General features: G+C 67.1%; 6 protein-coding genes. 5 read left to right on the top strand and 1 reads right to left on the bottom strand.

The genetic code is table 11. The features are described from left to right. The 3 genes from ACWDV4_RS24860 to ACWDV4_RS24850 form a co-directional block, all read left to right on the top strand. Nucleotides 1-1,851 (top strand): WXG100 family type VII secretion target (locus ACWDV4_RS24860; protein WP_449983059.1); only part of this gene is annotated, 1,851 nt, incomplete at its 5' end. Between the two features lie 165 nt (nt 1,852-2,016). Beyond that, complete coding sequence (locus tag ACWDV4_RS24855; RefSeq protein WP_449983056.1) at nt 2,017-2,337, top strand: WXG100 family type VII secretion target; 321 nt, start codon at nt 2,017-2,019, stop codon at nt 2,335-2,337. A gap of 27 nt (nt 2,338-2,364) precedes the next feature. Beyond that, the gene (locus ACWDV4_RS24850) at nt 2,365-2,685 is read left to right on the top strand and encodes a WXG100 family type VII secretion target (protein ID WP_449983053.1); all 321 of its coding nucleotides are present in this window, start codon (nt 2,365-2,367) and stop codon (nt 2,683-2,685) included. Between the two features lie 82 nt (nt 2,686-2,767). Here ACWDV4_RS24850 and ACWDV4_RS24845 read toward each other — a convergent pair whose 3' ends face one another. Next, entirely contained in the window at nt 2,768-3,421 is a 654-nt protein-coding gene (locus tag ACWDV4_RS24845; protein ID WP_449983050.1) for a hypothetical protein, read from the bottom strand. Between the two features lie 211 nt (nt 3,422-3,632). Between ACWDV4_RS24845 and ACWDV4_RS24840 the strand changes: the two genes are divergently transcribed. Both ACWDV4_RS24840 and ACWDV4_RS24835 read left to right on the top strand, forming a co-directional pair. Then, nucleotides 3,633-4,136, top strand: coding sequence for a hypothetical protein (locus tag ACWDV4_RS24840; protein ID WP_449983048.1), 504 nt, complete (start codon nt 3,633-3,635; stop codon nt 4,134-4,136). Between the two features lie 6 nt (nt 4,137-4,142). After that, entirely contained in the window at nt 4,143-15,146 is an 11,004-nt protein-coding gene (locus ACWDV4_RS24835; RefSeq protein ID WP_449983044.1) for a hypothetical protein, read from the top strand. The last annotated feature ends 56 nt before the right edge of the window (nt 15,147-15,202 follow it).

Below are 15,202 nucleotides of genomic sequence, written 5' to 3'. Positions count from 1 at the left end.
GTGGTATTCGACCAATTCACCCCCGACGGCAAACCAACACACGGCACCATCCCACCATCGGACGGCCAGCCGGCACAGACCGTCGACATCACCTACGACAACAACGGCAGCACCTGGACCTTCGACGACGGCACCACCGTCGTCCACGACAACGACGGCAACGTCATACGCCAACAACTCCCCGACGGCGCCGTCTTCGACCAGTTCACCCCCGACGGCAGACCACTGCACGGCACCATCCCACCGTCAGACGACAGACCAGCACAGACCGTCGACATCACCTACGACGGGGATAACAGCACCTGGCATTACGCCGACGGCACCACCATCGTCCGCAACGGAGCCGGCAACACCGTACGGCAGGAGCTCCCCGACGGCACCGTCTACGACCGATTCACCCCCGACGGCAGACCACTGCACGGCACCATCCCACCGTCAGACGACAGACCAGCGCAGACCGTCGACATCACGTACGACGGGGATATCAGCACCTGGCGTTACGCCGATGGCACGACAGTGCTCCGCAACGGAGCCGGCAACACCATTCGGCAGGAACTCCCCGACGGCACCGTCTACGACCAGTTCACCCCCGACGGCAGACCACTGCACGGCACGGTTCCGGGTAAGGATGGCCAGCCACCGCAAACGGTGACGGTGAGCTATCAGGCTGACGGGTCGTCGACGTGGACCTATCAGGGCCCGGACGGAAACACGATCGTCTCGCGGGACGCCAATGGTGCGGTGGTCTCGCAGCGGCTGCCGGACGGCACGATCTACGACCGGTTCACGCCCGACGGCAAACCACTACATGGCACCGTTCCGCCGTCAGACGGGCAGCCTGGGCAGACGGTCACGATCAACTACAACAGCGACGGCACCAGCACCTGGACCTATACCGACCCGAGTGGCAAGCCGATCTCGACAGTCACCAAGGACGCCAACGGCGTACCGCTCATTATGGTGGCCGACGGCTGGACGTTCGACGCGTTCGACGACGGTCGCCCCTCGCACGGCTTCAAGCCGGGTGAGAACGGCGCGGGGACCGAGACGGTCGACATCCGTTACAACAGCAGCGGCAGTGTCTGGACCTACACCGACCCCGACGGCGACAAGACGGTCATCACCAAGGACGCCGACGGGACAACGGTGAAGATGGAGGCCGACGGCTGGACCTTCACCAAGTTCGACGCCGACGGGCGCCCTACCTTCGGAACAAAGCCGGGCGCTGATGGCGCCCCCGCCGAAACCGTGTACATCACGTACACGAATGACGGCGGTAGCGTCTGGAAGTACGGCGACACCACGATCACTCGCGATGCTGACGGCAACGTGGTAAAGCTTGAAGCGGACGGCTGGACGTATACCGAATTCGACGACCAGGGCCGGCCGACCTTTGGCACAAAGGGCGACGAGAGCGTCAAGATCAGCTACCACGATGGTCTGATCGAGTCGACCTACTCGGACGGCACAGTTATCGTGACCGACGACAACGGGCGGCCACTGGCTCAAACCGTCGACGGCATCAACGCCGTATACGCTGTCGAGATCCCGAAGCTACTCGCGGCGAAGACCACGGTCGCGGCGGAACGCGACAGCATCAGCCAGACCATCGGCTCGATGAAGTCGTGGTTCCACGCGATGAACTTCTACTGGAACGGTCCGGCCGCGGACCAGTACTACGAGATCTACGACGAGGTTGCCAAAATTGCAAACAATTTGGAAACCGTGCTCGACGAGATGGTGATCGCGCTGGGTCAGGCGTACAACCGGTACCTGGAGGCCGAAGGGGGCAACCTCAACAACCTCACGCCGGTCTCCTACAAGAATGGCCGCTGGGAGCGGACGCCGTGATCGGGACCGGGAGCGCTGATGTCCCTCAAATGCGGACGTCAGTACGCGAGCGAGTCACCGTCGGGTCATCCGAATCGGTTTCTGGGTTGTCCGGCCAGAGCTTGGGAGTCTGGACGGAACGAGTGAGTCCCCACGAGCGAATCCCATCGAGAGGGGCGCAGTGTTTTGCAGACGACACAGGTAACCCCGGAGCTGGTCACCGCGGCGGCCGCGAGCTGTGACTCCACCGCCGCCGAGATCGAGGCCGACCTGAAGGCCTTGAAGTCGTACGTGATCGACCTCCAGACGGTCTGGCAGGGTGTCGCCTCCGTCCAGTTCAACCAGCTGATGCATGACTTCGACATCTATGGCCGGATGCTGCAGAACTCGCTGTCGGACATCGCGAGCGGCCTGCGTGGTAACGCCGTCAACTACGTCGAGTCCGAGATGGCGAACATCAACAGCCTTGTCGCCGTCAACGGCGACATTCCCGGCGCTCGGCTCTGAACGGCCACCCGAACGGAAGGAACGACAATGCCGGATCCCGCATCCAGTCATCTCCGGGTGCCACTGGAACTCGAGCTCGCGGGCGCCGAGATCAACCGCCAGGCCGGTGTGATCGTGGACAAGCTCGAAGCGCTCAAGTCGAAGCTCACGCCGATTGCGGACACCTGGCAGGGCGACGCCAAGACCTACTACGAGGGGCTCCAGGGCCAGTGGAACCTGGCCGCCGACGGCCTGTTCGGGCAGACCGGCGTGATGGGCCAGATCGCCTCGGCGCTCAACCTGAGCTGGAACAACTACTCGGAGGCGGAGTGGATGAACCTGAGGACCTGGCTCCCGGGCGGCCGCTGAACCGCGCACATCTCCCGCGAGGCGATGCCACGCTCGGACGGATCCGGGCGTGGCATCGTCGTGCTGTGTCAAGCTCGTTTGATCAGTCCATTCCTTCGATCCACCATTCCGGCTCGTCGATCCACGCGCCCCGGTCGGCGCCGGCGTAGATCTGACCTACGTCGTTGAACACCCCCATCGCGGTGCCGACGAGGTGGATGGCGCCGCCGACGCTCTGGAGCAGTTGGTGGTGGCCGGTGATGATTTCGGCGGTCTGTTCCGGGTTGGGGTCCTTCTCCTTTACGTCATAAGCTATGTTTCGCCCCATCTCATTTCCGCCCTTGCCGGCGACGGCTGACACATGTTTCATCGGGTTGGCGTTCGGGGCCCAGAACATCCAGTCCTCGTCTTTCATGACCCGGTCGCGCATCGCCTCGAAATCGGTGATCTGGGTGCCCACTTCCCCCATGATCGCCACCTGGTAGTCATGGATCTCGCCGGGTGCGACCGCGAAAGCTGCCTCGTCTGGCCTGGCCGGATCCGGCGGCGGATCGCCCTCTTTATTCGGTTTTACGGGCTCTGATGGCAGGGGATAGCCGTCCTTGTCGACCGGCTCCCCCACGTCGTTGACCCAGCCGCCGTTGCCGTCGGACTTCGGCTTGTCCGGGGGTACGGAGAAGTTCTCCTGCTCGCCGTTGAGGTCCTTCGAGGTCCACTCAACCGTGAGATCGACAAGGTCTTGCCCATCGGCTGCCATAAGCGCACTGTCGCGTCCCTTCGATCGTCGGCGCAAGGTCCCTTTTGGGGCGGCCCCGCGTCGCCAGCGGCGGTCGGCTGCCCGGGTACACCCCGACACATGTCCCCATTGAGGCGACTGATCAGGCACGAACGGGGACTGGGGCGATGCCGGACGTGGCGGCTAGCGTCGAAATCAGATCCAGACTGGGACAACGGGTCAAGGAGCGGTGATGGGCAGCGACTTCTCATCGAATGCGCCTACCACCTACCACGATCCCAAGGTGCAGATCTTCATGGACCCTGGCAGGGTGCACGACATCGCCCACAAGGACCTGCTGCACCACCTCAACCTAATCAAGGACAGCTGGAAGAAGATCGCGGCCACCCTGGAGGATCTCAAGCTCGGGTGGGCTGGTGAGTCCGCTGAGGCCGCCGAGGCGTTCTCCGAGCGACTGATGAACGTGCAGGCCGATGTGTTCGGGGTACCCGAGGAGGAAGGCGACCGGGCCAAGGCCGGGATCCTGGATCTGCTTCGCTACGGCGCGGTGCACGCAGCAGCCAACTTCGGTGCCGCCGAAGGAAATGCCACGGAGTACCTCAATAAGTTCGCCGATGAGCTTGGCGTAAAGGTAAAGGTAAAGGAGGGCGAGGACTTGCCTCCCCCGGAGTCCAATCCCAACGGCCCCGTTTCGATCGATTACGGGACAGCCGCCGTGAAACCTTCGAGCGACTAACGCCCGATGTCGGTCCACCCCGATCCGGCAAAACTCCGCGCGCTCGCCACGGAATGGCGTAACCAGGCGGACCGGCTGAAAACCCTGCGCCAGAAGCTGATCACCGACTTCAACGCCATGACGAAGTGGACCGGTGCGGGAAGGGTAGCCGCCGTCCGAGCCGTCGAGGCTACGGACAGCAAGGTCGCCGAAACGGAAGGCGCCTGCCGGGAGTGGGCTGACAATCTTGACGAAATGGCCAAGAAGGTCGAAGAGCAGATCGAGAAGGAGCGGATCGCGAAGATCGTCGCGATCTTCACTGGGATCTTCAGCATCCTGCTGATCCCCCTCTCATTCGTGCTCGGGCCGCTTCTGGGCGCCCTCGCCGGTCTTCTGGCAGGCTTGGCGAACCTCGGCCGAATAGCGTCCTACGTCGCCAACCTGGTGCTGGACCTGGCATTGGGCATCCTCGTCTACGGTGGCCTCCAGCTCGGTATCGAGATGGCGGGGGAGGCTATCGCCCACCTTGCCGTCACCGGCAACGCCAACTTCACGCCGTCGCCGTGGATGGCCCTCAACGTCGGGCTGGCCGCTCTGCTCGGCGGCCTCTTCTCGATCCGTACCTGGAAACTGCCCCCCAAGACCACCGGCAACAACTCCACAGTCCTCGACGTCCCTGCCGTGGGTAACACCTCGGCGCCGCAGCCGGAGGTCGGCGGCCTGCACGGTGCGCCACCGCCGTCGTCGATATCCGGCGGGCGGGTTGGATCGTCGTTCGACTCCACCATTGAGACCAGCTCATCCGTCTCGAGGAGCGTCACCCCGCCCCGCAACATCCATACCGCCGACATCCCGTCAGTCACCTCTTCGTCGGTCACCGGGCATCCGCCAATCGGTGGCTCGGGTCGGCATCTCGACGTGGGCGGTGGTTCGCCGGCTGGCCGCTCCGGGCGCGCCCCGGAGTTCGTGGTGGGCGACGGCGACGGCGTCGTCAACGTCCCGGCTGCGGTCAAGCCCACTCCGCTGGTTCGGGCTCCCGCCGACATCCGTTCGGGCGGCACCGACCCGGCGTTGGGCGGGCCGCGCGACATCACCCCTGACCCGGGACGCCCGTTTCCGAGCGGCAACAAGCCGGGGGGTGCCCCTCCGCTGCGGCTCGAGACCAACCTCACGCATGTGGGCCCCGACCAGCTACCGGGTGTCCCGCTCGGGGGTGGCAAGGCGCCGCATGTAGAAGCCACGCCGCCGACTGCCGTCCGCCCGGCAACCTCGCTACAGCATCCCGACACGACGGTGCTTCCGCAGACCGGCCGCAACGGTGTGGAACTGCCCCGGACGCAGGCCGACCAGATCTCCGTCGGCGCCCCTCCCACCCCGCCGAAGGCCGTCGCGCCCCCCTCGCGTCCCACCGAGATCACCCTGTCCCCGCAGGACGCTCCTCAGGTGCCCCACGCCAAGGTCGGCGCCGAGGCAAAGCTGCCGTCCGTCCCGTCGAACTTTCTGAAGCCGCCGCCGAAGACGCCCGCCAACCTGCTCACGCCAACACCAACCGCACCGGAAGCGGTGCCGGGCGGCGTCACCTCGGCACACGTGGCGACGGGTGGTGCTGCCAACCCGCCGTCGGTGCGGACGCCGCCCGCACTGCAGGAAGTGTCCGAAACGGGCGGCGGACTGCACCGTCCGGCCAGCACGAGTCGGGGTACGGATCCGCTGGGCACCGACATCATGTCGGGCAAGACACCGGTACGGTCGGAGCCGCTGTCGACCGGCCGGCCGGATCTGTCGGCGGGCGGGCTGTCGAATCGTCCCGTGGCACCAGAGATGCGTGCCCCAGCGCCAGAGATGCGCACCCCAGCACCGGAGATCCGTACGCCGGGGCCCGAGGTGCGTACACCGGGGCCAGAGGTGCGCGGTCCGACGGCGGAAATCCGTACGCCGGGGCCCGAGGTGCGTACCCCGACGGCGGAAGTCCGTTCCCCTGCGGCTGATCTACGGACACCGGGAAACCCGACCCGCACTCCCGCGCCCCAGCCGCAGCGCGACCTGGGGAGCGAGGCGAGCACGGTCTCCCGTCACCCCGTCTCGCCGACCGAGAGCCCGCACACGACCGGCAGCAACTCGGGCCGAACGACGCACAGCGCACCGCTGGACACCGTAAACAGCCGAGCGGATCTGGCCGGTGCTGTCGGGCACGGTGGTACCGGTGGGCGCGGCAGGCCAAGCGTCGAGCACCCGGCGACCGGCACCACCTCGCGAGACCTGACACCGTCGCCGCACGACAACCCAGCTGCCGGCACGACGGTACGGGGCCGGGACGTATCGCCGACGGCGAACTTCGAGGCGGCCCGTGCCGCCCGCGCGGAATTCGACTCCGTCGTGCGGGCCGACGGCGGGGCTGCGGTGAGCAAGGCCAACCAGGCGCTCACCCCGGCGGAGGCGGCCAAGGCGCTGCGCGCGGCACAGCGCGAGGCGCTGCTGGCCGACTTCTGGCCGTCGGTCAAGGACGGCATCGTCCGCCAGTTCAGATGGACGGCCACCGAGTACGCCACGACGGGGCACACTCAGTTGACCCGTTTCGCGAACCACTTTGCGGCGGAGGCCGGCGTCGCCAAGGAGCTTCCGGCGATCCGCAACCTGATCGACGAGAAGTTCGCGACCCTCGTTCAGGGGGAAATGTCCCAGGCCGTACGCACCGTCGCAGCCGACATCGCCACCCGTGCTGGCATGCCGACGGCGCAGGTCACGAAGCTGACCAGTGCTCTGGTCACCACCGAACGGCAGGCCTTCGCCCAGTCGTTGAAGGAGTTTCGGTCCGGCCTGCGTGACTTCCGCGCGGGGCGGCCGGTCGGCGAGCGGCCCGTCATGGACGAGTCATCGCGTACGGTCGAGCAGGGCCGGCTTCTCCACCAATCGGAGAAGGACGCTGCCGCGTGGGCTAAACAGCGGAACAAGGAGTTCGGCGATCTCAGTAAGGAGATCGGCCGGCTCTACCAGCCGATGCGGCGTCCCGCGCCGGTTGACCAGCCCCATTCGGCGCCGGAGCCGAAGCCCGGCCTGACCGGAGCCGCTCGCGAAGCCCACTGGGACAAATTCGTAACCGCGCTGGACGACATCCACCGGCTGAAGATCGCCACCGCTGCGGCCGCCGAGAAGCTGCGTCCCAACGCGGTCGCCGACTTCGGCAAGGCTGTCCAGAGGTCTGCGGAGATCGCCGGGATGTCGCGGTCACGGCCCGGCAGCCAGCCCCGGCTGCCCTCGCTGGAGTCGCTGCCGCCCGAGGTCACCGCCGAGTTGCGTATTGCGTTTCGGGACGTCGTGGACGAGACCTTCAACCGAATCTGGCGGCCGGTCATCGATGCCGGCCTCGGGCCGGGGAGCGCGAGGTTCACCGCCACTGCCGCGAACTGGAAATCGACGTACGACGGCCTACAGTCCCGCCTTCAGGTCGAGGGAATGGTCTTCCACGAGCTGAAGCAGCTCAAGGACGAAATGCGGGCCGTCGCCTCGGCTATTGGCCGGAACCCGCGTGGGGCCGACATGGCGGCCGTCCTGCATGAAGTCAGGTCCACAGTCCAGGCCGACATGGCGGCGATGGTCAGGCAGGCAGACCTGATGGGCATCACCCGGAGCGTACGGACCGAGGGCATCGAGCACCTGGTCCGGTATCGAAAGTTCGCCCGGGACGACTGGCTCAGGATGGTCGACCAGCACGCGTCTTCGGGAGGTCTCACCGTCCCGCGCCCTGCTGAGCCGGTACGTCCGACGTCGGGGCCGGCCGAGCCGGTACGCCCGGAGTCCGGGCCAACGACCAGTTCCCACGCGGCAGACAACGCGCCGCCCGACGCGCCAACGCACCATCCCGATTTCACCAAACAGCGGGATTCTGCCGTGAAGTCGTTCGGCCAGCTCGACTCGAAGTCGCTCGCCCAACTGCCGGAACCCGTCGCGGGTCGGCTCACCACCGCGTACGTCGAGGAACGACTGATCGCGTTCGACCAGGTCTTCCACGGCGGCCGGGGGGTGCAGTCCGGGGACGGGTTGAGCGGCCTCGCCCGCGGCGCCGACGTCCCGCCCACCGCCGCGCCCACTCGCCTCGACCAGCGCGTCCACTTGAGAGATTTGGCCGCTGCCCACGGGTATAAAACTTTCGTGGTGCCCTCTGGCGTCGTCGTGGATTCCGGCGTCGCTGGGAACAGCCTGAACAAACTGCTGGACGCCACGCGGTCGTTCACGGCGGTCCCCGGCCGCACCCGGGTGTTCCTCGGTCCGGGTGTCGAAGCGGATTTCCTCGCCGACGTGGGCACCCGGGTCGGCCGAAACCTGGTGGTACACGCACCCCTCGTGGGCGAGTCGCAGCTGGCTGCCCTCGGTGAACGAGTCGGCCTTACCGGGGTCCTACACGGGCGTCCGCCCGCCGCCGACCTCGGTCGGGCTGTTCCGGTCGATCATGCCGGCCGGCCTACCTTCCCGCACGCCGCCGTCGAATGGCACCTGCATCGTCCCGGGTCCGCCACCGGGGCCTCGTTCGACGGTCTCCCGGTCGGCTTGGAGCACTCCGGCCGGCCCGGTGCCGCCCGGCTCGCCGAAGGGTGGACGCTGGAGTGGCACAGCTGGGGCGTGTGGGCCCGGCCGCCTGACGTGTCCGCAGCCGACGCGTGGCGGATCCGCGCCGGTCAGCAGTCCGATGGTTCGGCGATGGTGGTGGGCACGCCCGACGTGGCGGTGCCACCCTCGGTGGCCGCCCAGGTGCGTGACCTGGCGCACGGGCTGCCGACCCCGGGCGGCTCCCCAGCGATCAAGTGGCTGAGCACCGAGGGACGCATCGGCGACGAGGCGTCCCGGCCGGGCACCCCAACCGCTGCGGAGTTCGCCGGACGTGCCTTGGATGAAAAGTACGCAGGCGCACTGGACTTTGCCCGCACCCGCGAACTGCTCCGAAAGCAAATGGCCGATGACATCGACCGGGCGGAGCCCTTCGATTTCTACGTCCTGGGTTCCGACGACGCGGCGGCGATGGTACGGCAGGGAATCGAGTCCGACTTCGACAAGCTGGTCACGACGTATCTCGGCAAGGGCGGTGCCGAGGGGTGGCACAAGTTTCCGGACATCGCCGAGTTCACCTCCCGGTACGCCGCGCTTCAGAAGCAGATGGCGTTCCGCTTCGACGCTCGCTCGCTGATGGACGAATGGCTGCCTCGGACGCAGGCAAAAATCGACGCGGCGTTCGCCGGCAACAGGTGGGCACGGCAGTTCGAAACATTGCTGGGCACAGGCAGCAAGACCGAGATAACTGCGCTGCGTAACGAATTCAGTACGCGGTTCAAGGAATTGCTGACAAAGTCCGCCGACGATGTCGCCCTGGAGTTCTCGGCCGGTGTTGGTCGAGCGGGCCGCGACGGAAGCGCGTTCGTTCGGGCCGTTGACGAGCGGCTGACCACGATGCTCCAGTCCCTGCCGCAGCGCGTCGAGTACTTCATCTCCGGCAACCGGTCGATCCATCACGCAAGCGCCGCCGACGGTGTGCCGGCCAGTAACGAGGTGCGGACGGCTCTCGGTCAGCGGATCCGGCAGCAGCACGAGGAGCTGTTCGGTCGCGACGGCGAGCTGAGCATGGAGCGGTGGAAACCCGGGGCCGATGATCCCGACGCCGCCTTCTCAGGCTACGTCGGCGACATGCTAACCCCGGACCAGGTCGGTCTCGTGATAAGCCGGTTCGATCAGGCGCACATGGCGCTGCGTGCCGCCGACTCCGCGTTCGACTCGGCAGCCACGGATTCGGCCACTCGGGTCCTGGTAGCGAGCGCAGTCGTGGCCCGGGTGGAACAGGCAGTAGCGGACCGGACGCTGGGCCGGCTGCGAGCCGGCCTGTCGGATGATCTCACTCCGCAGCAGATCGCCGAGTTCCGCAACACCATGGTCGCCCGGGTCGATGCCGACCTGCGGACCGGAAACCACAACGTCCCGCTTGAGCACATCGACAACCCGCAGGCCTGGGCGGACGCGTGGCGGTTGCGTTTCGAGAAGTTGACCGGCCCTCAGCTCACCAAGGAACTGGACCTGGCCGCCCAGCCGGACGCGGTCCGGCAAGCAGTTAGCGACTTGGAAGGCCGCCTCTTCGACGACATCGACCTGCACGGCGAGTTCACCTTCAGCGACATCGGTCGGGCCCTCGACATGGCGACGACCAGGCTGACCCGGGCGTATGACGAACTGCAGGTCGCTGGCCTGAACCCGAGGGAGTTCGATGCGGAGTGGAACCAGGTTGTCCGAAGCCTGGACGACTGGCTCGAAGTGGACTTCGAAGCCCAGATACGAATTTCGCAGGCGGCTACAAATTTCCACCGGATCGAACGTGTCGACCTGACCGCGAACCGGTCCGCCCTCCCGCAGAAACAACTGGACGATCTGGCTGCCGGCTACCGCGCCGACTACCTGGCCGAACATTCCGATTTGCCAAGGTCGGGGGATCTGCGGCGCTGGCTCGAGCACGAGCACCAGGCGGAAAACAAATTCTGGTCCTCGCTGCACGCAGACCGAGCCCGGGACCTGGAGCGACAGTTGTCGGCAGAGCTGACCGCCATACGCAACCAACTGGCGCCGGACCAGGATTCCGTACCTCTCGTGACGGCGGCAAGCGCGAAGGTGGAGCAGGACTTCGCCAACGGTCTACGCACGGCGTCCTACGAGGCCGGTCGCATCGATGGGGGATTCGTCACCCAGTGGCAGAAAAACCTCACCGACGTCACTACCTCACTCGAGTCCCGGCTCACCGTCCAGATGCTGGAGCTGCGTGCCGGCGCTACGGTCGACCGGTTCGTCGCTCAGCGTCACTCGCAGCTGTCCTCGCCCGACCAGGTACAGCGTCTGGAGAAGGCCGCCAACGACGTCAAGGTGGAGCTGAGCAGCCAGTTCCGTGCCACGCTGGGCCAGCAGACCGCCAAGCTGCCGCCGTCGATGGGCAGGTCGGACCAGGAACTGCTGCTGACGGAAATCGGCCGCCGAGTCGACGAGAAGTTCGCCACCGCCCCCGCAGAGATGCGCAAGCTCACCGGAGATCTGCGCTCCCAGGTGACACGCTCGCTGGTGCACAATCCTGTTCCGGTACGCCAGGATGCCGGGTACGACGGTCACCGCCAGCAACTCGTCACCAAACTGAACGCGGCGCTGGCTCAGGAGACGACCAGGCTGCAGAGTCTAGATCCCGGTGATACGGGCATTGCCGAGCGCGTCAACGGATTCCGCGATGATCTGCTGGCCGACCTCGACGGCATGCATCAGAAGCAGTGGAACGTCGGCTGGGCGGCCCTTGATTGGCGATACACCGAGCTGATCGGCGGGCTCCAGGCCGACCTGCATCGTCGTGCCGTCTCCGCTCACGCTCTGCCACAGATCGAGCGCACCGTCGACGATCACCTCGCGAAGGCGTACGGCCGGCTGGCGCTGACGGAGGCGACCAGAGCGCCGATGGAGGCTGCCGGGGCCGCGTTCCGCCAAGCCGTCATCAACGACTTCCAGAAGATCCGTACGTCCCCAGGCCAGACCATCGAGGACGCCGTCGAGAACTGGCACAGCAGATACGCCGGACTGGCCGAAAAGCTGGACTCGTGGCTGACGGTCCGCGTGCTCCGCGACCGCATGGTCGCGGAGCCGGGTGTCGCCGCGAACGTCGTCGTCCAGGAGCTGAGCCGCTATCTCGACGTCTCCGGTCGGTCGGCGCTGCCGGTTTCGCTGGGCGTGGACGACCAGATCCGACTGGCCGAGCAGGTGATCGCCCGCCTCGACGCCAGCGCAACCCACAGCGCCGGCCGAACCCTCGGCACCAATGGGACTCCCAGCGCCAGCACAACCCCCGATCTGGTGCGGAACATTACCGCCGCGCCGGTACCGGTCCGGCGTGGTGCCGGCTTCGAGAGCGAGCGGCAACAACTCGCGCAGCGCATCGATGATGCGACTGCGGAGGCCGCCGGCAGGCCCGGACAGGGCGAGGCCGCAGCCGCCTTCAAGGCCCACCTCCTGGACGATTTCACCTCCGTCTACCGTCAGCGGTGGGACTTCGACCGGGGTTCATGGGAGCGGACGGTGCTGGAGCCGAGGCTGGCGAACGCCTCGGACACGATCGCCGTGGAGTCCGAGCGCCTGGCGACCTGGGCGAGAACCGAGCAGATGATTGCCGAGCGTTTGGCGGCGGTAACGTCGACACTGTCCGGGCCGCGGCTGGCGGATGCGGTCGACGCGTTCCGGACAGCGGTCCGGGAACAGTTCGCTGCGGACCATCCGGCCTTGACCACGTTCGGCCCGGAGCAGGCGCTGGCCTGGGAGTCCCGGTTGCCGAACATGCTCGCCAGCATGCAGTCCTGGCTCGTCGTACAACAGATGCGTGCCGGGCTGGCCCTGGAAGACACACCGCCGAATGTCGACCGTCAGGTGTGGCTCGAACGACGTGAGGCAACCGACCGGAAGCTGCTGCGGTACCTCGATCTCACCCGTCCGGCACTGCCGCCGTCGATGGGATTGGATGAGCAGTCCCGCCTGGCCGCAGAGATCTCCGGAGGAACTCAGTACAGCGACAAGCTGAGCTTCGAACCGGTGCCGGTGCCGGAGCAGGCCGGAATCGTCGGTGAGCGGACCGAGCTGGAGAGCCGCCTCGATGCGGCGGTCGCCGATCTGGTGCGACGGCGCGCGGACGTACCGACAATCCACACCGACGCCGAGGCGCTTCGCGCATCGGTCCTCCATGATCTGGACAATCGGTACCGGTCGGCGTGGAACTTCGACCGCACCGCCTGGCAGCAGCACCTCGCCAGCCAACTGTCGGAGGGCAGCGCCGATGCCTGGGTCGGTGCGCGCCTGCTACGCGCCAGCGAACTCAATCACCTCAGCAAACGGCTCGATGTCGTACTGGCGGACGCGGACGGGGAGGCCGCCGACGCGGTACGCCAGGCCCTCATCCGCGAGTTCGAGCAGCGGCACCCGGCCGCCGAGACCTTCAGCGCCGAGGCGAGCGACGAGTGGCGTGGTCAAGTCGATCAGGTGCTCGCCGCGCTGGACTCCTGGCTGGTCGGTCACGCACAACTCAAACGCATCCGCGACGAGATCGAATCAGCGCTGGCCGAGCCGCTCGCGGCTTGGTCCGCGCAACAGGTGACCGCCTGGGAACTCGACCAACTGCGGGCCCTGAGTACGGATCTACGGGCGGCGGTGGAGTCGGCGCAGCCGGCCATCACCTCCCTACCGAGGATCGACACGGTGGAACTGGTGTCGGATGCCGAGCAACGGCTCGCCTCGGTCTTCGACGAGCTGACCGGCCGGGACGACGTCAGTCCGGGCCTGCTTGCGCTGGTACCGAGGCTGCGGGCCACGGCGGACGCCGCGATCAACCAGGTACGCGTCCAGTTTGCGGAGCCGACCGCCGCCTCGGAGACCTCCACGCCGACTGGCAGGCTGTCGCACCGCGAGGTACAGGCCGTCCTGGCCGAGCGCAGACCCGACTTCGCCGCCGAGCTCAGTGCCATCCCGGGCGGCCGATCCTCGGTCGCGCTCGACGAGTTCCGGAGGCGCGCCGAGGCGCTGTGGAGGCGGCAGTTCTGGCCCGGCCGCTCCCGGGCAGAGCTCGACACAGCGATCGCCCACTTCCGGCAGTATTGGGCAGGCGACGGCCGATACGGTTCGCTCCGCAAGGAATTCCAGACCCACATCGCGTACGAGCAGAAGATCGCGCCGCTCCTGACCGATGCCCCGCAGGCGGCCGCCCGGCAGCGGTGGTCACAGGAGGACCCGGCACTCGTCACGCCGGCCCTCGAAGCGTTCGAGCGTGACCGTAGGGCGGCCGTCCACCAGGCGTTCGCCGCCACACCCCAGTGGGATTGGCAGCGCGCCGAGAGTGCTGCCGAAATCTTCAAGCGTTTCCACACCGCTATGGTCGGGAAGCTGGACGAATATCTTGCCGCCGCCAAGGATGCGGCCGCCGCGCGCGAGCGCGCCGAGAAGATGTTCACCACCGCCGTCGAGCAACGGCAGGAACAGGAAGGATTCGTTCTCAACCAGACGGCGGTCTCGGTCGCCCGAGCCGGCTTCGAGCGGTACCTGGCGGCGCACCGCCGCACCGGCGCGAGGCAGCCGCTCGACGAAAAGGTACTCACCGAGGCCGAGCCCGCCCTGCGGAACCAACTCGACATGGCGGTGGTCTTCAGCCGGTTCATGACGTCCCTGACCGGTCATCGATTGCCAGCCGACATAGCCACTCCCGTGGCCCGCAAGGTGATCGACGCCTATATCCGCCTGCTCGGGCGGTCACACCAGGCCCAGCCAGCCTCGACGGAACTGCTGCGCCGGGCCCTGGACTCGATCGAGGCCGAACTGCCTGCCCGAATGCAGTTCTACGGACAGGCCGTAGAGCAGGTCATCCGCCTCGAGAACAGGATCTCCGAACCCGAGTTGCGCGGCCACGGGCTCGACGCCCAGCAGGCGGGCACCGCCAACAAGATTCTGATCGAGCAACTGCGAACGCCGATACGGACAGCCCTGGCCGAGGCAACCCACCAGGCCGAAGCACTGCGGTTCGCACCGAATCAGACTGATCGTCTCGCCCACGATTTCGGCTCCCGGATCGACACGCTGGTGGCGTCCCAGATCGATCTCGACGCCGGGCCCGAAGCAGTGATACGCGACGCGGCGCTGCGGAACCTGCTGGACTCCGAAGCCGGACGGGACTACCTCGTCAAGTCGGAGCCGCACGCTCGCGATCACGCGCTCATCAGCCTGGCCGGGTCGATGGACGACGATGCGCTCTCGGCGCTGCCCGCGCTGGCCGGCACGCTGCCGGGGGCGGACGCGCAGGAGCAGGCAGTGGCCACGATCCTGACGCTCGTCCGGCGCTACCAGGGCGGGGACCCGACCGCGCTGGAGGACGCGCTGGCGCAGGCGACGCAGGTCCGGGCAACGACCCGCGCGGCGCTGATGGAGCACGTCATGGCGCTCAGCCGGACGCACCCCGAGCTGAACCACCTCGCCACGCGCATCATGGACTGCTGACCAGTGGACGTGCCGCTGTCCCACACATGGAGGACTACAGACATTCCCCAGCAGGG

It is taken from the genome of Micromonospora sp. NPDC003197, from assembly GCF_053590565.1.
This window is presented reverse-complemented; position numbering and strand designations above follow the sequence as displayed.